The organism is Streptomyces sp. NPDC045021 (assembly GCF_056432645.1).
In genome coordinates, this window is the sequence record NZ_JBWKIQ010000012.1 from 78,190 (window position 1) to 98,145 (window position 19,956).

General features: G+C 69.8%; 16 protein-coding genes and 2 pseudogenes. 7 read left to right on the plus strand and 11 right to left on the minus strand.

Features of this window, described 5'->3' with window-relative positions; genetic code table 11:
* Positions 1–263: 263 nt before the first annotated feature.
* Positions 264–2,672: a SpoIIE family protein phosphatase gene (locus AC07DC_RS31000; protein ID WP_478917803.1), complete on the plus strand. Its 2,409-nt coding sequence runs from the start codon at positions 264–266 to the stop codon at positions 2,670–2,672.
* Between the two features lie 68 nt (positions 2,673–2,740).
* On the opposite strand, the gene AC07DC_RS31005 is transcribed toward AC07DC_RS31000, so the two are convergent.
* The 4 genes from AC07DC_RS31005 to AC07DC_RS31020 form a co-directional block, all read right to left on the minus strand.
* Positions 2,741–4,228, minus strand: a complete 1,488-nt coding sequence (locus AC07DC_RS31005; RefSeq protein WP_478917804.1) for a long-chain-fatty-acid--CoA ligase — start codon at positions 4,226–4,228, stop codon at positions 2,741–2,743.
* A 68-nt stretch (positions 4,229–4,296) separates the two neighbouring features.
* Positions 4,297–6,000: an aldehyde dehydrogenase family protein gene (locus AC07DC_RS31010; protein WP_478917805.1), complete on the minus strand. Its 1,704-nt coding sequence runs from the start codon at positions 5,998–6,000 to the stop codon at positions 4,297–4,299.
* 54 nt (positions 6,001–6,054) lie between these two features.
* Positions 6,055–7,296 (minus strand): MFS transporter, encoded by a 1,242-nt coding sequence (locus AC07DC_RS31015; RefSeq protein WP_478917806.1) that lies wholly within the window; start codon positions 7,294–7,296, stop codon positions 6,055–6,057.
* A gap of 230 nt (positions 7,297–7,526) precedes the next feature.
* Positions 7,527–8,450: a TauD/TfdA dioxygenase family protein gene (locus AC07DC_RS31020; RefSeq protein ID WP_478917807.1), complete on the minus strand. Its 924-nt coding sequence runs from the start codon at positions 8,448–8,450 to the stop codon at positions 7,527–7,529.
* A gap of 445 nt (positions 8,451–8,895) precedes the next feature.
* Between AC07DC_RS31020 and AC07DC_RS31025 the strand changes: the two genes are divergently transcribed.
* Together AC07DC_RS31025 and AC07DC_RS31030 are read left to right on the plus strand one after the other, a co-directional pair.
* Complete coding sequence (locus AC07DC_RS31025) at positions 8,896–9,414, plus strand: TetR/AcrR family transcriptional regulator (protein ID WP_478917808.1); 519 nt, start codon at positions 8,896–8,898, stop codon at positions 9,412–9,414.
* Positions 9,415–9,712: 298 nt separating this feature from the next.
* Complete coding sequence (locus AC07DC_RS31030; protein ID WP_478917809.1) at positions 9,713–9,919, plus strand: hypothetical protein; 207 nt, start codon at positions 9,713–9,715, stop codon at positions 9,917–9,919.
* Between the two features lie 533 nt (positions 9,920–10,452).
* Here AC07DC_RS31030 and AC07DC_RS31035 read toward each other — a convergent pair.
* Positions 10,453–11,571 carry a fatty acid desaturase family protein gene (locus AC07DC_RS31035; protein ID WP_478917810.1) on the minus strand — a complete coding sequence of 373 codons (1,119 nt, stop codon included), beginning with the start codon at positions 11,569–11,571 and terminating at the stop codon, positions 10,453–10,455.
* 7 nt (positions 11,572–11,578) lie between these two features.
* Positions 11,579–12,634 (minus strand): ferredoxin reductase, encoded by a 1,056-nt coding sequence (locus tag AC07DC_RS31040; protein ID WP_478917811.1) that lies wholly within the window; start codon positions 12,632–12,634, stop codon positions 11,579–11,581.
* Positions 12,635–12,721: 87 nt separating this feature from the next.
* Between AC07DC_RS31040 and AC07DC_RS31045 the strand changes: the two genes are divergently transcribed.
* A complete protein-coding gene (locus tag AC07DC_RS31045; RefSeq protein WP_478917812.1) occupies positions 12,722–13,861 on the plus strand; it encodes a PucR family transcriptional regulator in 1,140 nt (379 codons plus the stop codon).
* Positions 13,862–14,109: 248 nt separating this feature from the next.
* Here AC07DC_RS31045 and AC07DC_RS31050 read toward each other — a convergent pair.
* Positions 14,110–14,674: pseudogene (locus tag AC07DC_RS31050) on the minus strand (transposase); the annotation flags it as partial.
* A gap of 179 nt (positions 14,675–14,853) precedes the next feature.
* Here AC07DC_RS31050 and AC07DC_RS31055 point away from each other — a divergent pair.
* Positions 14,854–15,387, plus strand: a complete 534-nt coding sequence (locus AC07DC_RS31055) for a hypothetical protein (RefSeq protein ID WP_478917813.1) — start codon at positions 14,854–14,856, stop codon at positions 15,385–15,387.
* 277 nt (positions 15,388–15,664) lie between these two features.
* Here AC07DC_RS31055 and AC07DC_RS31060 read toward each other — a convergent pair whose 3' ends face one another.
* Positions 15,665–16,546, minus strand: coding sequence for a LysR family transcriptional regulator (locus AC07DC_RS31060; protein ID WP_478917814.1), 882 nt, complete (start codon positions 16,544–16,546; stop codon positions 15,665–15,667).
* A 134-nt stretch (positions 16,547–16,680) separates the two neighbouring features.
* On the opposite strand from AC07DC_RS31060, the gene AC07DC_RS31065 reads away from it, so the two are divergent.
* Positions 16,681–17,349 carry an SDR family NAD(P)-dependent oxidoreductase gene (locus AC07DC_RS31065; protein ID WP_478917815.1) on the plus strand — a complete coding sequence of 223 codons (669 nt, stop codon included), beginning with the start codon at positions 16,681–16,683 and terminating at the stop codon, positions 17,347–17,349.
* Positions 17,336–17,891: pseudogene (locus AC07DC_RS31070) on the plus strand (IS5 family transposase); the annotation flags it as partial. The gene AC07DC_RS31065 and the pseudogene AC07DC_RS31070, both read left to right, overlap by 14 nt.
* A 152-nt stretch (positions 17,892–18,043) precedes the next feature.
* Here the strand turns inward: AC07DC_RS31070 and AC07DC_RS31075 are convergent.
* The 3 genes from AC07DC_RS31075 to AC07DC_RS31085 all read right to left on the minus strand — a co-directional run bounded on the left by AC07DC_RS31075 (position 18,044) and on the right by AC07DC_RS31085 (position 19,694).
* Positions 18,044–18,382, minus strand: coding sequence for a transposase (locus tag AC07DC_RS31075; RefSeq protein ID WP_478917816.1), 339 nt, complete (start codon positions 18,380–18,382; stop codon positions 18,044–18,046).
* The gene (locus tag AC07DC_RS31080; RefSeq protein ID WP_478917817.1) at positions 18,330–19,022 is read right to left on the minus strand and encodes a helix-turn-helix domain-containing protein; all 693 of its coding nucleotides are present in this window, start codon (positions 19,020–19,022) and stop codon (positions 18,330–18,332) included. Before AC07DC_RS31080 ends, AC07DC_RS31075 begins: the two co-directional genes overlap by 53 nt.
* Positions 19,023–19,163: 141 nt before the next feature.
* Positions 19,164–19,694, minus strand: a complete 531-nt coding sequence (locus AC07DC_RS31085) for a GNAT family N-acetyltransferase (protein ID WP_478917818.1) — start codon at positions 19,692–19,694, stop codon at positions 19,164–19,166.
* Positions 19,695–19,956 lie beyond the last annotated feature (262 nt).

A 19,956-nucleotide genomic window follows, 5' to 3' on the forward strand; every position in this document is an offset into this window, starting at 1 on the left:
GCGTTTCGCGGTTCTCCGGCGGAACCCATCCTGTGCTCTCGGAGACCGCCGCGCCAGCCTGGTGGGCTGCCCGGAACCGCTGCGGGCGCGCGGTAGCGGCCGTTCCGGTGTGAACCCGGGCCGGGGTGGCTTGGCTCCGCCCGGCCGCTACCTGCAGGAACCCGCTCCCCCGCGGATCGGGCCGACGGTCGACGGGCCGCGGAACACGTGTGGGGCAGTGCACCTGGGGTCGTCCCGCTCGGAGTGGTCCCGAGGAGGCACGGATGAGCACTGGCAATGACGGCGCCGCCCGCCCACTCAGCGCGGACCCAGCGCCAGGGGCCCGGCTGGCCGTGGACAGCCGCGGGATCGTGGTCGAGTGGAGCCCGCAGTCGGAGGCGCTGCTCGGCTACTCAGCAGAGGAAGTGCTGGGACGACCGGTGACGGTCCTGCTGACCGGAATCGACGAGCAAACGCCTGCGCACTCTGCGGGAGCGGAGGCACCCTCCGCTGGAGCGGTGACTCGCCATTGCTCCAGCCACCGGCTGGACGTGGGAGTCCAGGTGCGTCCCACCGTGGGTGAGGGCGGCGGCATGGTGTGGTCCATGCTGTTGACCCCGACGGACGGATCCGGTCCGCCGGACCTCGACGACGCGGTATTGCGGGCGCTGCTGACGCAGTCCCCGCTCGGCCTGCAGGTCCTTGATCCCGACCTGCGGGTCATGTGGTTCAACACCGCCGCGCCCGGCCTGCGGGGACTGCCGCGCGACGAGGTCGTCGGCCGACCGGCACGCGAGGTGGCGCCGGGCCTGCTCGACGACGCGATGGAGCAGAAGATGCGGGAGGTCCTGGACACGGGCCGACCCGTCGTCGACCTCGAGCACGCGGGCCGGCCGCCGTCCGATCCCGAACACGAGCACGTCTACTCCGTCTCGCTCTTCCGCCTCCAGGACGCCGTGGGGCGCGTGCTCGGCCTGATGGTGGCGTCGACCGACGTCTCCGAGCGGCACCGCGCCCTCGCGGACCTGGATCTGCTCCTCGACGCGGGCACGCGCATCGGCACCACGCTGGACGTCACGACGACCTGCGGGGAACTGGCCGCAGCAGCAGTCCCCCAGCTGGCCGACATCGCCGTGGTGGACATCCTCGACGACGTGCTCCAAGGACACGCCCTTCCCCTGGGCCCGGTGAGCTCCCACACGCTCCTGCGGCGTGCGGCGTTCCAGTCCGCCGAAGGAGCGCCTATGGAAGGCGCCTACCGTGTGGGCGAGGTCGACGTCTCCTACCCCCGGTCCTTCCGGGAGTGCCTGGCCGATCTGCAGCCCCGGCTGGTGCAGCATCTGGAGATCGACAGCGAGTGGGTCACCCACGACGCCCGGCGCGCCGAGTTGATCCGCCGGTTGGGGGCCCACTCACTCATGCTCGTACCGCTGACCGCCCGCGGGAGCGTCCTCGGCCTGGCCGGCTTCTACCGGACCGCGGCACAACAGCCGTTCGACGAGAACAGTCTCGCCCTCGCGGCGGAACTCTGCGCACGGGCGTCCGTGTGCATCGACAACGCACGCCGGTACACCCGTGAACGCGCCGCCGCACTCATCCTGCAGTCCAGCCTGCTGCCGCAGACGCTGCCCGACCAGAGCGCCGTCGAGGTCGCCGAGCGCCACGTGTCCTCCGCCGCCACGGGAGACTGGTACGACGTGATCCCGCTGTCCGGGGCACGCGTGGCCCTCGTGGTCGGCCACGTACCGGGACACGGCATGCACGCCGCCGCGGCCATGGGCCGACTGCGTACCGCCATCAACACCCTGGCCGCCCAGGACCTGGCCCCCGACGAACTCCTCGCGGCTCTCGACGACCTGGTCACCGGCCCCGGCAGAAGCGGACCACCCGCCCCCGGCACCCAGGGCCCGAACGAAAATGCGGTCGGCGCGACCTGCGTCTACGCGGTCTACGACCCGATCACCGGGCGCTGCACGCTGGCACGCGCCGGCCACCCGTCCCCCGTCATCGCCTCCCCCCACGGAGCAGTGCACATCCCCGACATCCCGCTCGGACCGCCCCTGGGAAGCGGTCAGCCACCCCACGAGCCGATCGAGCTGGAACTGGCCGAGGGCAGCACCCTCGCCATGTTCTCCGCCAGCCTGACCGACCGTCACGACGGCGCCTCCCAGGACGGTCTGGACCGACTTCGCCGCCTCCTGGCCAACCCGCTCCCCGTCCTGCAGGACACCTGCGACGCCGCCGTCGGCGCACAGCATCCCAGCTCGCCCGACGACGGCATCGTCCTGCTCCTGGCCCGCACCCGCACCCTCGACACCGACCAGGTCGCGTCCTGGACCCTCCCCAACGACCCTGCCGTCGTCACCACCGCCCGCGCCCTCACCAGTAGGCAACTGACCACCTGGGGACTGCAGGACCTCGACTTCACCACCCAGCTCGTGGTGAGCGAACTGGTCACCAACGCCATCCGCTACGCCACCGGTCCCATCCAGCAGCGCCTGATCCTGGACCGCACCCTCATCTGCGAAGTCACCGACGGCAGCAGCACCGCCCCCCACCTGCGCCACGCGGATCTCGCCGACGAGGGCGGCCGCGGCCTTTATCTCATCGCCCAACTGACCCAGCGCTGGGGCACCCGCTTCAGTGCCCGTGGCAAGACCATCTGGGCAGAACAGGCCCTCCCTGAGAACTGAGCCGCCCGAAGTGCTCCGCTGCCCGTTCGCACCGGTCGGCGTTGCCGGGTCCTTGACCCCCAACGTTGTCAGGGCCGGGGGTCGCCCGGGGTCGGGGTGAGGATCTCGCGCTTGAGGATCTTCCCGGTGGCGCCCTTGGGGAGTGCTTCGACCAGCCAGATCTGGCGGGGGTACTTGTAGGGGGCGACCTGTGCCCGTACAAACTCCCGCAGGTCGTCAGGGGTGGCCTCGGCCCCCGGGAGCAGGGCCACGGCGGCGGCGACCTCCTGGCCGAGAGCCGGGTGGGGGATGCCGATCACCGCGGCCTCGGCGACGGCGGGGTGCTCGTAGAGGACCTCTTCGATCTCGCGGGGGTAGACGTTGAAGCCGCCACGGATGATCAGGTCCTTCTTGCGGTCGACGATGTAGTAGTAGCCGTCCTCGTCGACGGTGGCGAGGTCGCCGGTGCGGAGCCAGCCGTCGAGGATGGTGTCGGCGGTGGCCTCGGGGCGGCCCCAGTACCCCTTCATCACGTTGTGGCCGCGCACGCAGAGTTCACCGACGCCGTCCTTCTCGTCGGCCAGGCGCAGTTCGACGCCCTCGATCGGGGTGCCGATGGATCCGGGCTTGCGGGGGCGGTCGGGGTGGTTGAAGGAGGCCACGGGTGAGGTTTCGGACATGCCGAAGCCCTCCAGTACGGGACAGCCGAAGGCAGCCTCGAAGCCGTGCAGGACCTCCACGGGCAGCGAGGCGCCGCCGGACGCGCACAGTCGTAGCGAGGAGGCGTCGTAGGTACCCGGCTGCTGTGCGTGTGCGGCGAGCATGGCCGCATACATCGTCGGCACGCCCTCGAAGACGGTGACCTGCCGCCGCTGGATGGTCTGCAGGGCCAGGGCGGGGTCGAAGCGGGGCATCAGGGTGAGGCGGGCGCCGGCGGTCACGGCGGCGTTCATGGCGCAGGTCTGGCCGAAGGTGTGGAACAGCGGCAAGCAGCCCAGCAGGATGTCCTCCGGTCTGAGCCGGAACAGCGACTTCGTGATGATCTCGGCATTGCGGACCAGGTTGGCGTGGGTGAGCTCGGCGCCCTTGGGCACTCCGGTGGTGCCGGAGGTGTAGAGGATGACCGCGGTGTCCTGCTCCTGGGCGGTCCGCGCGGTCGCGGGCTCGGGGTAATCGGCGAGCAGCTCGGTGAGCGAGCCCGGTCCGACGGGGACGATGGCGGTGTTCTCAGACCCGGCGGCCGCCTCGCGTGTGGACGACTCGTGGGCGAAGAGCAGCACGGCACCGGAGTCGCGCAGGTAGTGGGCGATCTCGCGCGCCTTGAGGAGCGGGTTCATCGGGACGACGATGGCGCCCGCTCGCAGTGTGCCGTAGTACAGGGCCGGGAACTCCAGCAGGTTGGGCAGCATCACACCGACCCGGTCGCCGGGAGCGACGCCGCGGGCGGCGAGCAGCGCGGCCACGCGGCCGGCGAGAACGTCGAGTTCGGCGTAGCTCAGTGACTGGTCGCCGAGCTCGACGGCGATACGGGACCCGTGCGTGGTGGCGGTACGGCTGAGGAGTTCGGCGAGGTTCACCTTCGGCCTCTCCTTTTCTGGTGGTGGCTCAGAGGACGGGGTGCAGGTGCGGCGTGCAGGCGGCGGGGTCAGCCGCGTAGGGCGAGGGCGAAGATGGCCGGCAGCTTAGCGATGCCGGGGGCGGCGGTGAAGCGGACGAGGCGTTCGACGGTGCTCCGGGCGGTGCGGTTGGTGACGAAGTACGGCGGGCGGGGGGACAGCGAAGGCGAACCGGTGAACAGTCCACGTGGGGCGGGCGCGAACGGCGCGCGCAGCACGGTCTTCTCGACGTCCTCGAGCATGAAGGCGTTGTGGACGAAGCCGATCCCGCTCCCGATGTCCTGCCGGCTGTGTCCGGGGTGGGCGCCCCAGGGGGTGTAGCCGAGCAGGAAGCCGAGCGCGGACCAGCAGTTGACGCCGAGGGTGCCGTAACGCAGCGCGGCCATGGCCGCTTCCACCGCGGCGCGGTGGTTCCGCTCGGTCCGCGGGTGGACGATCAGAGTGGCGCCGAGGGTGCCGGGGAGGGTGTCATTGGCGAAGTCGACGGCGTGGCGCAGGAACTCCTCCGGGGTATCGCCCGGCAGGCGTACCACGCCGAGTGCGCTGGCGAAGACCTCGGCGGTGATCATCACGTCGTCGTGGTCGGTGATGTCGGGGACGACAATCCGGCAGCCACCGCGGTTCTCGGCGTCCGGGTGGGCCGTGAGCACGGAAGCAAGGCGCTGGTCGGCGCCGGGGTAGTAGTCGGTACGTGGCGGCAGCTCACACAGCACCGCCCGGATCTCGGCGAGCAGCCGCTCGGTGCCGTCCCAGGCCCGAGGCAGGACCAGGATCTGGCTGGCGATGCAGTTGTGGCCGGAGTTGTTCATCTTGCTGCTGACGATGTGCTCGGCCTGAAAGCGGAAGTCCGCCTTGCTCCAGGGGCCCGGTGCCACGATGCACGGGCTGACGCCGCCCAGTTCGCTGCTGAACGGCTTGCCGATGAGTGGTGTGTCCTCGCGGCGGCGCTGCGCGGCAAGCTCGTCGGTCCCCCACACGATGGCGTCGTGGGTGCGGTTGCTGCCGGTGACGTGGATGGCGTCCACGCCCTGGTGCGCGGTGAGATAGCCGCCCTCGGCTGCACCACCGTCGACGAACCGCACCCAGCCGTGCGTGATGAAGTCGGCGAAGACCTGCTCGAAGTGCGGCCGGAGGTAGGCGTTGACGGGGTTCATCTTGACGATGACGACCTGGCCCTCGACATAGAGCTTGTGCAGGATGTCCAGGGCGGTAATGGCCGCGACGTTGCCCGCGCCCAGCACCAGCGCGACGGCCGGGAGTCCGGGCCGCCCGCGGTACTCGCCGGCGGCCCGGTCCCGCACCTGCCGCGCGTTGACGCCCGCGCGTATCCACACCTGGGCCTTGAAGCCGTTGAGGAGCAGGGTGTCCCAACCGGTGGCGGGGAAGACGTCGACCCGGGTGCGCCCGTCGCCCTCGCGCACCGCCCCGGGCTCGACCGGCTCCTTGCCCGTGGCGATCCGGCGGAGCACATGCAGATAGGCGCTGACGTTCTGGGCGAGCGCCCAGGGAGCGCCGATCCAGTCCTCGGCCGCCCAGGCGGAGTCGGGGGCGTAGCCCTTGGCCCGGGCGCCGGCGGCGGCCATCTGCTCGGCGCCGTCGACGATGCGCGGCATCAGCCGCTCGAGCAGCACGATCCGCTCGCCGATCGGGGTGGCGGTCCACGATCCGGCGCCTTCCCGCAGCTCGGCGACGGCACGGTCCAGCAGTTCGGTGGCGAGGGCAGGGGCCGTCACGGGTTCGCTCCTAGGGCAGCAGGGTGGTCGAGGCAGGTGCGGCGGTTCAGGGGTTCAGCAGTGCAGGCGAGTGATGTCGCGAGCCGGGTCAATCAGGGTGAAGGCCGCGACAGCGCCCACCAGCAGGAGAACACCCGAGGCCAGGACGGCGGTCTGATAACCCGTCACGCCCTGGCTGTCGACCAGCTTTCCGACGACGGCCGGGGCGATCAGGCCCGCGGTGGTGACCACGGCATTCATCGTGCCCAGGGCACCTCCACGCCGGGCGGGCGGGGCCAGTTCGGCGATGGTGGTGGCCGCGATGGTCGGGAAGGACCCGCCCAGGCCGAAGCCGACGACCAGCAGCGCGGTCTTCGCCACGGCGCCGTCCACGAGAGGTAGGGCCAGGCAGGCAGCGGCTCCAAGCAGCAGCAGGCCGGCGCCGACCCGGCCGCGCGCCCAGCGGCTGCAGACGCCCCGGCGCATCAGCCGGCCGGCGAGGGCCGCCTGGCCGAGCAGCACGACGGCGCCCAGCGCCCAGGGCAGAGCGACCAGCTTTCCGGAGGCGGCGGCGGAGTGGCCGAGACCGTCGCGCAGATAGGACGGCATCCAGACGAGCATCAGGGCGATGCACCAGTAGCTGGTGAAGTACGCGGCGGTGGCGCCGATCCAGGTGCGGCTGCCGAAGATGCGGCGGTAAGCGGGCTTCGCCGCGGACTCACCGGACTCAACGGATCGGGCGGACTCGGCGGAAGGTGGTTCCGGGGTGTCGGTCCGGTGCTTGGCATCGGAGCCCAGCAGCGCCCACGCCAGGGCCCAGACCGCACCGGCGGCCGTGACCACCCAGAGCGCGGCACGCCAGCCGTGGTGTCCGATGACCCAGGTCAGGCCGGGGGCGGCGGTGATCACGCCGAGCGTGACACCCAGAGTCACCAAGGCCGAGGGCAGGTTCCGGCGGTGGTTGGGGAAGAAGGACAGCGCCGTCTGCTGGGCGACCGGGAAAGCGGGGCCCTCGGCGGCCCCGAGCAGGATCCGCGAGCCGACCAGCACGGCCAGACCGCCGCCCAGCGCCGCCGGCGTCTGCGCCACCGACCAGAGCACAGCCATGAACAGCAGCAGCCACTTCGGGCGCACCCGGTCGGACAGCAGTCCCACAGCGACGGCCGCAACCGAGAACAGCAGGAAGAAGGCGCTGTTGGCGAGCCCGAACTGAGTGGCGGACAGTCCCATGTCCGCACGGATCTCGTCGGCCGCGAGTCCGAACACGGACTTGTCCGCGAAGTTGACCATCATGAAGGCCACGAGCAGTCCGGTCACGAGCCAGGCGCGAGCGCCTGATCCCCGATCCGCTGCTGGGGCTGCGCTGAAGGGTCTGGCAGGGGTTTCCGCGGCGGTCACTGGAGTCCTCCGAAGGATGCTGGGCAGGGGTGTGGACAACGCGGGAGGAGCACGCGCGGCGGGCCGGACGGCCCGCGGGTCGGATGGCACCGGGGCCGCAGCGGCCCGGCTCTGGACACGGCTGCCGGGCCACCGTGGAGCTCGTGACCTCAGGACAGCGGGACTCCCGCGATCGCGATGCGCTCCATGACGCGGCGCTGCGGGTAGTAGTCGTTGATCGCGTAGTGCTGAACCGCGATGTTGTCCCAGATCGCGACGGAGTCAGGCTGCCAGCGGAAGCGCACCTGGAACTCGGGGATACGGGCCTGCAGGACGAGCTCGTGGAGCAGATCCTGGCTCTCGGCGTCGGAGAGGCCGACGATCCGCGTGGTGAACGGCTCGTTGACGTACAGCACCTTCCGTCCGGACTGCGGGTGGCGGACGACCACCGGGTGCTGCACGGGCGGAAGGCTCGTCCGGAGCGCGGCGATCTGCTCCACCGTCATGAACGAACCCCAGGTGGGCACCCAGTCGTGCTCCGCGGTGAGCCCCGCTATTCGAGCCTTCATCTCCTCGCTGAGGTTGTCGTACGCGACCGCCATGTCCGCCCACATGGTGTCGCCGCCGGCTGCGGGCACCTCGACGGCGCGCAGGACGGAACCCAGAGCGGGCGCGGCCATGAAGGAGTGGTCACTGTGCCAGATGTTCTCGTTGCCGACAGCCATCTCGTCCTTGGCCAGACGGGACACGCCTGCGGTCTCGGCCTTGGGGAAGAAGGGGTTCGCCTCCGGCTCGCCCCAGACACCGGCGAGCGCCAGGTGGTGCTCCGGTCCGAAGTCGTGCTGGTCGCGGAAGAAGATCACCTTCCACTCGAGCAGCGCTGCTCGCAGTTCCCCGGCGAGATCCTCACCGATCTGCTGGGACAGGTCGACACCGGCGACCTCGGCACCGATGTGCGGGGTGAGCGGCGAGACATCCAGGATCCGGTACACGGTCTTCGGGGTGCCCAGCGCGGTGCGGTCCAGCACACGGCGCCCGAAGTGGATCAGCGGCTTGTCCAGGATGGACGCGGTCGCGGCAGCAGATGTGGCCATGGAGTACCTCCAGGAGGCGATCACTTATTCGTTACCGGTAGTATCGATATTGCCGGGCACCCGGGCAAGGGTCTGCGGGGTTCAATTTCGTCCCTCACACAATGCACACGCCCGGAAACCCGTGAGGCGTACGGCCGCCTGCATTGCCCCTTCGCCCCGGATCACCGCTGACTACGGCCGACACCGGAACTGTGCCTGAGGTCTGCCCAGTTGGGGCTGCCGGCCCAGACCGCCGGGACCCGTCGGCCGGTCAAGGGAGCGATTCCTGCGCCCTGCCAGGACGGCAGACCACCGTCGGGCGCTCACGAGCGATAGATACTCCTGGTGCTGCCGTGTCTGCACCAGACCTTAAGCTCGGAGCATGGTTGGCACACCGGCGCGGAGAGCCGAGCGGGGACCGGGGCGTCCTAGGGAGACACGGGTCACGAGCGCTGCCCTGAACGCAGTGATCGAGCTGATAACCGAGCAAGGCGTCGATGCCGTCACGATGGACGCGGTCGCTGCGCGTGCCGGCGTGAGCAAGCCCGCGATCTATCGCCGCTGGCCCTCCAAACAGGCCCTGATCGTCGCGGCGGCCGAGACCCGCGTCGGACCGCTCTCAGTGCCGGACTACGGCGATCTCCGGGCCGAGCTGCGCGAAGTGTTCACCGCGCGGTTGGCGTCGTACCGACTGCCGGGGACAGACCGGCTGCTGGCCGAGCTGATCAGTGCGGCCACGGCGGACAGTGACACGTCGGCGGAGTACAGCGCGTACACCGATCGAGTGATGAGCCAGACCCGGAGCATTCTCGAGCGCGGGATGGCCCGCGGTGAGGTGAGGCCGGACGTCGACATCAGGTCCGCGGCCACGCTCGTGGCGGCGCCGCTGGTCTACCGCCTATTGGCGGAACGCGAGCCGCTCGACACACGCTTCGTGGACGACATGGTGGAGTTCATCGTCCGGGCCGTCGCCCACCAGGTCTGAACAGGGCAGCCTCCACGACCGACCTGGCTCGCGGTCCCGATCACCCAGGTCAGGCCCTGTTCGATGAGTACCACCCTGACGGCTGCTCGGGCTCCACGGCGCCCCGTCCGCGAAACGCCCGCGGGCCGCGAAATGTCCGATGTCGGCGAAACAGGCTAATGCCCTCCCCAACGGTGCCTATATACACACGAATTGAGGAATTCAGCACTAGGGCAGCGCGGCGTAGTGGGCTCGTTTCGGTCCACCGGCTGTTGACCTCCACCGCTACCGGCCCACAGCCGAGGCGTGGCATCCCTGGATGCTGCGCATCCTCGACCTCCCCGAGGCCATTCGCCTGCGCGGTTGGCCGCAAGACCTCGAAGCTGTGCCCGCCGCGATCGAAAACGAGGCCGGTGACGGCCTCGACCAGTACAAAGACGGTGCCGTGGGAGCCGGGCGGGCTTTGATCGCGCGCGCTGCCGAGGTGCTGTTCTCCTTGTCGCCGCAGGCGGCCGACTCCCAGTGACGCCTCCTGCAGCGTGCGACAACGACGGCGGCACAGGCGTCGGCTGCCTGCGCCGAACCGACGGCGCAGCCGCCAGTTGAGCCCCCTGGGACCGTGAGACAGGGGCCGATTCACACCGTCACGGCCGGGAAGGAACGGCTCGGGCGCTTGCCGAGCTTCGGCCGGCGGGCAATGGCGGCCAGCGCACTTCGGACTTCTCGCCCGCTCCAGGCCGCTCGACGGCGGCCACGGCGTTCCCGCCGTCCCAGCCTCGCCTGCTGCACGGCCATCATGACGAGTGGCTCTTCCCCGGCCGCCAGCCGGAAGCGCCCATGAACCCGGTCAGTCTCCCGGTCCGCCTGCGTGAGATCGGCGTCCCTCCGCAGCGCGGCAGGATCTCCGCGATTCGTCGCTGGATGGAGCGAGTTCTTGCAGACGACCTCTCAGCCCTCCACTCGCTGGTCGCCGACCTGCGAGGTACCTTCGCCGCCGTCAGCGCAGGTCTCTCCACACCGTGAAGCTCCGACTTCTGATGCCCGAACCGGTACCGGGAGTCAGGCCGCGACGAGCTCCTGCTCACGGTCCGGAGTCGTGACCTTGGGCTTCTTGTTCGGCAGCGAGAGCCGCAAGACCTTGTGCCACGCGGAGTACACCTGCTTGGGTAGCGGCCCGGTGACGTACTTCAGCTCGTACTTCTCGAACAACGCGCGCACCTTCACCGCGACCTCGGCGTACCGGTTGCTCGGCAGGTCCGGGAACAGGTGGTGCTCGATCTGGTGCGACAGGTTGCCGGTCATGAAGTGCATGGCCTTGCTGCCGCTGATGTTCGCCGAGCCCATCATCTGGCGCAGGTACCACTGGCCGCGCGTCTCGCCCTTGATCGACCGGCGCTCGAAGACCTGCACGCCCTCGGGGAAGTGCCCGCACATGATCACCGAGTGGGACCAGATGTTGCGGACCAGGTTCGCGGTGAACGTGGCGGCGAGCGTGGTGAGGAACGACGGGCCCGAAATGAGCGGGTGGATCACGTAGTCCTTGAGCACCTGCTTGCGGATCTTGCGGCCCACGGCCCTGGCCCGCGCGCGGAACTCCGGGTCCTTGCGGCGGCGCTTGTCCAGGTTCTTGCCGAGTTCCAGGTCGTAGGCGGCGATGCCGTACTCGAAGAAGCAGGCGTTGATGAAGTTCCACAGCGGCTGGCCGAGGTGGAACGGGTACCACTTCTGGTCCTCGTCGACGCGCATGATGCCGTAGCCGAGGTCGTTGTCCTTGCCGATCACGTTGGTGTACGTGTGGTGCAGCTCGTTGTGCGAGTGCTTCCACTGCTCGGCCGGCGAGACGTGATCCCAGTCCCAGGTGGTGGAGTGGATCTTCGGGTCCCGCATCCAGTCCCACTGGCCGTGCAGGATGTTGTGGCCGATCTCCATGTTGTCCATGATCTTCGCCACGGACAGGCCGGCGGTGCCGATCAGCCACGCGGGCGGGAAGATCGAGAACAGCAGGACGCCCCTGCTGACCAGTTCGAGTTTGCGCTGCGCCGAGATGACCTTGCGGATGTAGGCGGCGTCCTTCTCGCCGCGGCTGGAGATCACCTCGTCGCGGATCGCGTCCAGCTCGCGGCCGAGCTCCTCGATTTGCTCCGCGGTCAGGTGGGCGGTGGGGTCGATGGCGGTCAAGGCGCTCCTACCGTTCGATGTCGCAGGGGCCCGCCGCGGCGGACACGCAGGTCTGGATGAGGACGCCCGGCTCGGCTTCGGTGATCTCGCCGGTGCGCAGGTCGCGGACGGCGCCCGCCGTGAGCGGCGTGACGCAGCCGAAGCAGATGCCCATGCGGCACCCGGACGGCATGAGCACGCCGGCCTCCTCGCCGACGTCCAGCAACGGCGTGGCGCCGTCCGCGTCGACGGTCTTGCCAGTGGTACCGAACGTGACCTCGCCACCGTCGCCGGCGACGACGATGCTGGGGCGGAAGCGTTCGGTGTGCAGGCGCTCTGGGACGCCGTGCGCGGTCCAGCGCTCTTCGGCGGCGTCGAGCAGGCCAGCGGGCCCGCATGCCCAGGTCTCGCGCTCGGCCCAGTCCGGCACGAGTTCGTCGAGACGGGCGATGTCGAGCATGCCGTCCGTGTCGGTGTGCAGCTCGGTGAGCCGCAGCTTCTTGTCCGCGACCAGGTCGTGCAGGTCGTTGCGGAAGATCACGTCGTGCGGCTGTGGTGCGGAGTGGACCATGACGACGTCGTCGAACTCGATGTCGCGCAGCATGCCCATCACCGGCGTGATGCCGCTGCCGGCCGTCAGGTAGAGCACCTTGGCGGGCTTGGCCTCCGGCAGCACGAAGTCACCGGTGGCCTGGTCGAGCTGGATCAGCGTGCCCGGTTTCGCCCTGCGAACCAGGTGATTGCTGACCTTGCCGTCCGGGATCGCCTTCACGGTGATCGTGATCCGGCCGTCCCGGCGGTCCGTCGGCGAGGTTACCGAGTAGGCACGCCACAGGCGCACCCCGTCGACGTCGACCCCGATCCGCACGTACTGACCGGCTGTGTGGCCGCGCCAGCCCCTTCCCGGCCTGATCACGACGGTCGCGGCGTCACCCGTCTCGGGGTGCACGGCCTCGATGCGCCCCCGCAGGTCGGCACCCGCACGCAGCGGGCTGACCAGGTCGAGGTAGTCCGACGGCAGCAGCGGCGTCGTGAGCATCTCCAGCAGTTTCCACGCCCTACTGCGGAGGGCTGCACTCGTCATGACCCCAGCTTGATGCACCCCTGGGGGTAAAGTCCTGTCCGTAGGATGTGAATCTTGCCGGCTGAATTGTTCGCAGGGAACAAAAACATGAGTCACGCAATCCGGAGGGCCAGCGAACTGGTCCTCGACGAGACGACGGTCACCGCGCTTCGGGCCGCGCTGAGGACCACCGCCGACGAGGTCGTCCAGGCGATCATCGACGAGGTCCCTCCCTACGCCAACGCCCTTTCGGGCCGCATGGGCTCCACCATCCGCCGAGCCGTCCGCACCGCCCTGGGCCTCTACCTGGACCTCGCGAGCGGGAACGCCACGGGCGGCGACGCCAGCGACGCAGCCTACGAGCTGGGCCGCGGCGAGGTCCGCGACGGCCGTTCAATGGACGCCCTGCTCAGCGCCTACCGGGTCGGCGCCCGCGTGGCCTGGCGAGGCCTGGCCGCAGGTGCCGTGCCCGCAGGTCTGCCCGCCGCCGAGGTCGCCAAGTTCGCCGAGCTGACCTTCGCCTACATCGACGAGCTCTCCGCCGCGAGCGCCGCGGGCCACGCCGACGAACTGGCCGCCCGGGGCCGCGCCCACGAGCGCCACCTTGAACAACTGGCCCGCGACCTCCTCGCCGGCGCGAGCCCGGACGCGCTCCTTGCCGCTGCCGGGCGGGCCGGGTGGCAGCCGCCGGTTTCGCTGACCGCAGTCCTGCTGCCCGCCGCCCAGGCCCGGCCCGCCTACCGCGCGCTCGACCCGGGCACCCTCGTCCTCGACGATCTGCCGGACGCCTCCGGCGTGCTGCTCGTCCCCGATGCCGACCGAGCACATCTCCTGAGGCAGCTGCCCGACCGCACCGTCGTGGTCGGCCCGGCCCGGCCATGGACGCGTGCGTCCGCCTCGTACGCACGAGCCGTACGCGCGCGCTCGCTCTCCTCCGACATCCGCGACACCGAGGACCACCTGCCCGAGCTGGTACTGAGCGCCGACGCGGACGCGTTCGCAGACCTGCGTGCCCGAGCCCTCGCACCGTTGCTGACCTTGCCTGCCGCGACCGCGCGACGCCTTGAGGAGACGTTGCGGGAGTGGCTGCTGCACCAGGGCAGGCGGGACGAGGTGGCGGCGGCGCTGTTCGTCCATCCCCAGACCGTCCGGTACCGGATGTCACAGGTGCGGGAGCTGTTTCCCGACCTCGGGTCCCCGCACCGGGTCCTCGAACTGACGCTGGCGGTCGGTCTCCGGGTGGGCTGACGGGCTCTTCGACCGTCCATGACCGCGTCCTCGAACGGTCCAGGAATCGTGCCTCGCCCTGGTGCGAGAGATTCGCCCGTTGCTGGCCGTGCGTGGCTTCGCAGGTGGATCCGCACCCACCGTCGATACACTCCCCCAATAGATCGCGATCACCCGCGGTGAGACCGGCCGCCGGTGGGACGCGCTGCCCCTGAGGTCACGTCCGTTGGCGTGGTGTATCGACGGCCAATCGGTGATTCGTTTTGAGGTTAGGCGGTCAGGGCTGTCGTGCTGATCTCGTCGGTGGCTTCTCCCTCGATCGGGTGGAGGCGGCAGCGGGCGAGGATCTCGCTGCCGATGTAGCGGCGGGCCTCGATCCATTCGTCGGTCTGCTCGGCCAGGACCGCGCCGATCAGCCGCAGGATCGCGGGCCGGTCGGGGAAGATGCCCACGACATCGGTGCGGCGTCGGATTTCCTTGTTCAGCAGCTCTTGCGGGTTGTTCGACCAGATCGACTTCCAGACCACCCCCGGGAACGCGGTGAACGCCAGGAGGGTCCTCGCGGGCGGCGTCCAAGTGCTCTGCTGCGGCAGGGAACTTGTCGTCGAGGGTGGTGATGACGGTGGCCATCTGGTGGCGGACGGCGTCGGCGTCGGGTTGTTCGAAGACCGTCCGCAACAGCGTGGCCACCCACGGCTGGGCGGACTTCGGGACCTTGCTCAGCAGGTTGCGGGCGTAGTGGGTGCGGCAGCGCTGCCAGCTGGTGCCGGGCAGGGCGGCGCCGATCGCCTCGACCAGGCCGGCGTGGGCGTCGGAGACGACGAGCTGGACCCCGGGCGGGGTGGGCAAAACACAGCTGGCCGCCGCCTTCGCCAGAGATGCATTCCAGAACAAAACCGTAGTCGCTGTTGTCGTTCCGAACTTGGGGGCGTTGTTTGCGCTGGTCAGGCATGGGGTCGGTGGTTCGGTGGGAGGTGTGGCCTGTCGGGTTGTCACTCGCCGGGGAGGCCTGGATGCCATCGGTTGTCGGACTGCTGGAACAGCGCGAGCTTGCTGCTCGTCGTCGTGTCGATGGGCTGCGGGAGGAGGTTGACCGCATCCAGGCCGAGCTGGCCGCGGCCGAGGAGGAATGGCGGGAGTGGACGGTCGCCCGTAGACGGGTTGATGCGGTACTGGCTCCTGGCGCCGGCACCGCCGATACGGAGGTCACCTCGGATCTGCCGGGCGCGGATGTGCCGTCGCCGCCCGCGGCTGGGGTCCAGCCCAGGTCGCAGGTCCCGGTATGGCGTGAAGGCCTTGCCCGGTCGGTGCTGTCGGTGGACTACCAGCGCATCGTGCAGGCCCTCGCGGACCGGCACCGGCTCCATCAAGGGCCGCTGACCTGCCAGGAGATGGTCGCGGCCTTCGGGATGGACGTGGTGCCGGCGCGGGTGGAGGCCCTGCGTTCGAAGGCGAAACGCCTGGTCGCGCGGGGCTGGCTGGTCGAGGCCGGTCCGGGCCGGTTCACGCTCGCGCAGGGTGGGGCTGGCCCAGACGCCGGGTCATGAGCCCGATCATCGACCCGCCCGGTGCCGCGCCCTGCCGCACAGTGACGTCTCCGCTGATCAGAATGGGTGCACCCGGGCAGATCATGCCGCCCCGTGCTGCCCCGTACAAAGGCGTCTGTCCACCGCCTGTCCACCGAACAGGCTCTCACCTGCTCACCTGCTCACCAGCGAGACCGAACCTGAACGCACGACGACCTGTCGACCGACCGGAGAGTCAAGCCGAACCCGCTGTATGACCCCCGCAGACGCTCCTGGAGTCCTGCGAGGGCCCTTTGGCTCACTGTGGCGTCTCGTCGGCGGCTGTGCGGGCCAGAGCGCGGATGACGGGCGTGTGGCCGGTGGTGCGCCAGACCAGGGCCCACTGGCAGTGTGGCGCGTCACGGATGGGCAGATACGCGATGGTGGGCCAGGGGTAGAAGCGGGCGGCCTCGGCCACCACCGCGCAAACGGTGTTCCCACCGGCGACAAGGGACATCTGCTCGTGCCAGCTCGACGCAGTGGGCCCACGCCGGATGGGACGCCCCGACGGTGTGCGCCGGGGATGGAAGGCCTCCTCCATGCCGGACGGGAGTGAGGGCGAGGCCAGGACGGTGCAGTCGCCCAGGTCCTCCAGGCAGACCGAGGCACGGGCGGCGAGCGGATGTCCGGTGCTGACCATCAGGACCACAGGAGAGATATGGGTGACGGGTCCGACGGTCAGATCGTCCTCGTCGACCGGCAGCCAGACCAGCGCCGCGTCCACCTTTCCTGCGCGCAACTCATCGAAGGGGGTGGTGGGTTGGATCTCGCGGTAGTGCAGTTCGACGGCAGGGTGACGGGCCCGGAACGGTTCGAGGACATGGCCGATCATCAGCGTCTCGGATCCCATGACGCCCAGCGACAGCGTGCCGCACACCCCGCCCGCGGCGGCGGTCGCGCTGTGGATCCCCTCCATGATCTGCCGGTAGCCGGAGGACAGATCGCGGTGGAGCTGCTCGCCGAGCGGCGTCAGCCGCACGGTGCGCGTGGTCCGCTCGAACAGTGAGGCGCCGATGCGCCGTTCCTGCTTCTTCACGGACTGGCTGACCCGGGCCTGGGTGACGTGCAGCCGCTCGGCGGTGCGCCCGAAATGCAACTCCTCGGCCAGAGCCAGGAAGATCTCAATGTCTCGCAACTCCATGTGCCCGCCCCTGGATTGTGAACCGTTCGGTTAACGAAACGGTACCGAGACGGCCATTGATGGCCATAGGCCGGACGGCGGATTCTGAGGCTGCGCCGCGACACCGCGGAGGCAAACCGAGGGGAGTGGGACCGATGGCAGTACTCACGGGCAAGGCCGCGCTGGTCACTGGTGCGTCGCGGGGCATCGGGCGGGGCATCGCCCAGCGCCTGGCCGCCGACGGTGCCCTGGTGGCCGTGCACTACGGACGGGACGAGGGCGCCGCGAAGGAGACCGTGGCCGCGATCGAGGCCTCGGGTGGGCAGGCGTTCGCGGTGCGGGCCGAACTCGGCGTGCCCGGCGACGCGGACACCCTCGTCGAGGCGGTCGTGGCGGGGCTTCAGGAACGTACGGGAAGCGACCGACTCGACATCCTGGTGAACAACGCGGCCGTCGACGAAGGCGGTGACGGCGAGACCCCCGAAGCCTTCGACCGCCTTTTCGCGGTGAACGTCAGGGCGCCGTACTTCCTCATCCGGCGCGCGCTCCCGCTGATGGGGGAGGGCGGCCGGATCATCAACATCGGTTCCGGCGTGACCCGCATCTCGGTCCCGGGCGAGCTGGCGTACTCGATGTCCAAGGCGGCGCTGGCCACGCTGGGCCGCAACCTCGCCAACCAGGTCGGCCCGCACGGGATCACCATCAACACGGTCGAACCCGGCACCGTCCACACCGACCGAACCACCTGGCTGTTCAGCCATCCGCAGGCGCAGCGATCCAGAGTGGAACGTATGAGTCGACAGAGTCGTCCTGCCGGGGGTTGACGGGCGGGGTCGTCCGTGGCGGGATCACCGCCAGGTGGTGAACGGGGTGCTGTGGCGGCTGCTCACCGGGGATCCATGGCGCAACCTGCCCGAGCGGTACAGTCCCTGGCAGACCGCCGAAGAGCGGTTCGCCCGCTGGGAAACGGACCGGACCTGAGCCAGGCTGCTGGAGCACGTCCAGATACGCGACGACGCGGCACGCCGGATCGCATGGACAGCATCGGTCGGCTCCACGGCCAACCGGGCCCACCAGCACGCCGCCGAGGCCCGCAAAAGAGGCGACACCAGCGGGGATAAACTGCAAGATCCGGAACGCTCAGCGACGCGGCAGGTCCTCGGCCGGTCCCAAGGCGGACAGACCACCAAGATCCATCTTGCTGTCGACGGCCACGGCCTGCCCCTGTCGATCGTGCTGAGCGCCGGCAACGCCCACGACGCCACCACTCTCGAGGCGGTCCTGAGACACCATCCGCATCCCCCGGACGGGAAAGGGCAGGCCGCCCCGGACCACATCCGACCGGGTCCTGGCCGACAAGGCCTACCCCATCCCGAGCCAAACGGGCGCCGCTCAAGCGCTGACGAACTCCCGGCGGTATTGCGATCGACCTCGGCATACCACGCATAGCCCCACCTAACGACTTGGTCCGCGGTTGAGGTTTGGGCGTGCTGGCCTGGCGGGTCGGCTGGTGGTTTATCAGCAGGCGGCCTGCCGGGCGAGCACGAGCTCGGTGCTCGGCTTGCGACGGGTCGGTCGGCGAGCCGAACGGTCCGAAACCAATGAAGCGATCGCCCGGTGGGTCGCGGCGTAGTCCTCGCGTGAGCCGGTGTAGCGCTGGAGCGGGCACCACTGCCGCAATTCGGCGTTGGCGTGCTCGACGCAGATCCGCTCCGAGGACTGCCGTCGGCGCATCTCCCGCCAGGCGTACTGCTCGCCGAGCGGCGCGTCGCCCTTCGGCTTCTTCGGAGGGGCGCTGATCTGGTCAGGGAACTCGTTGGCCAGCCCCCGGTAGCCCTCGCCGACCTCGGCCGTCACCTTCGAGTGGAGCCGGAACTGCTCGGCGATACCCTCGGTGCGCATCGCGGTCTGGTCGTGCATGCGGCCCCGGGCGGTCCGCACCCGACCACAGCAGACGGCCCTGGCCGTCGCTGATAGTGGTGGTCTTGATGATGTTCTGCTCCTTCTTGCCGGAGACGAAGGCCCGCCGCCCGGGCCTGCCTGCCTTCGGGCGGCGAACCTGGGTCTCGGCGCCGTCGATCCGCAACCGGATCCCCGCGGCCTCGGCGTAGGCGAACACGTCCGCCAGGGTCCGAAGTCGCACGCCGGAGTCGTCGGGGACTGCGAAGCCACGCACGGCCAGCAACGGGCGAATCTCCCCGATGGCGCGGGAGATCGTGGAGCGGGCGATTCCGTACAGCTCGGCGAGCGCGACGTGCGGGAGCCCGGTGCGTAGGTGGACCAGGGTGACGAGCAGGCGGTCGGTGAAGACCAGGTCGTGCTTCGGGCCGGTACCGGCCTCCCGGTGCCGCTCGGCACCGCGCCGCTCACGAAGCTCCGACTCGCGCCGGGCGAGCCACACATCGGCCAACGCTTCGATCACATCGGCGAGATGTGCACGCGAGACGCCGCAGAAGGCAGGATGGGTCAAGGCCGCACGGGCCCACTTCTTGGTCACACTCGAAGAATCCGTGCGGCCACTGCCACGTCACGGCTGCCCGCCGATGATCAATGGGTGTGGCTCTTCAGCGGGAACTGTCCGAGCTGGGAACTTCCCTGCAGAAGAGCAAACGCAGCCGGCGAAGCATCGGCCCGAGCATCAGGGCCTCAGCAGTCCGCCCACCCACCAGTCGTGCGGCTTGCCATCGTTGGCGATGCTGCGATTGCGCAGTGTCCCTTCGACGGTGAAGCCGAGTTTCTCGGCGACGGCACGCGAGCCGGTGTTCCCGGCCATGGCCCACCACTCGATGCGGTGCACATCGAGCGTGGCCCAGCCCCAGTCGCACAGGGCCCGAGCGGCCTCAACCGAGTACCCGCGTCCGCGCTGATCCTTGACCGCCCAGTAACCGAGCTCCCAGACGCCGCGGCTGATGAGGGTCAGGCAGTACGAGCCGACCAGGGCGCCGGTCTCCTTGCGGAACGCGCCGAGGGTGTAGTCCTTGTCCTCGGCCCACTGGACGGGCAGCTTCTCGCCGACGAGCTTCTCCGCGTCCGCACGCCGGTACGGCACCGGCACCGGGGTGTAGAACTGGATGTCTTCGTCCTGGCAGGCTTCGTACACCGCATCCACGTCGGCAGGCGTGAAGGCCCGCAGCAGCAGACGGTCGGTCTCGAGAGTCACTGGATCCATCGCGGCAGTATGACCACCATCAACAGGCGGCGACCATCGAATATCCCGACAGAGCACCGCCCATCACAACACCCCCGGGCTGGTCAACGGTCCTCGCACACCCCAGATCGGCTGCCCCCGAGACGGAGCTCCTCTCACCGTCAATCGCGGACCGAGCCGTAAGCCCACCCGGGGTCCACCCATCGGTTCACAGATCGATGCCGTGATTGAGCAAATCCACCGCTGGCATCCGCCGGTATCAGTGCGGCTCAGCATCCGACCT

Coding starts and splice junctions, on each gene's coding strand:
- AC07DC_RS31085 (WP_478917818.1), bottom strand. CDS start 19,694: ATGGATCCAGTGACTCTCGAGACCGACCGTCTGCTGCTGCGGGCCTTC.
- AC07DC_RS31000 (WP_478917803.1), top strand. CDS start 264: ATGAGCACTGGCAATGACGGCGCCGCCCGCCCACTCAGCGCGGACCCA.
- AC07DC_RS31030 (WP_478917809.1), top strand. CDS start 9,713: ATGCTGCGCATCCTCGACCTCCCCGAGGCCATTCGCCTGCGCGGTTGG.
- AC07DC_RS31065 (WP_478917815.1), top strand. CDS start 16,681: ATGGCAGTACTCACGGGCAAGGCCGCGCTGGTCACTGGTGCGTCGCGG.
- AC07DC_RS31045 (WP_478917812.1), top strand. CDS start 12,722: ATGAGTCACGCAATCCGGAGGGCCAGCGAACTGGTCCTCGACGAGACG.
- AC07DC_RS31020 (WP_478917807.1), bottom strand. CDS start 8,450: ATGGCCACATCTGCTGCCGCGACCGCGTCCATCCTGGACAAGCCGCTG.
- AC07DC_RS31040 (WP_478917811.1), bottom strand. CDS start 12,634: ATGACGAGTGCAGCCCTCCGCAGTAGGGCGTGGAAACTGCTGGAGATG.
- AC07DC_RS31055 (WP_478917813.1), top strand. CDS start 14,854: ATGCCATCGGTTGTCGGACTGCTGGAACAGCGCGAGCTTGCTGCTCGT.
- AC07DC_RS31060 (WP_478917814.1), bottom strand. CDS start 16,546: ATGGAGTTGCGAGACATTGAGATCTTCCTGGCTCTGGCCGAGGAGTTG.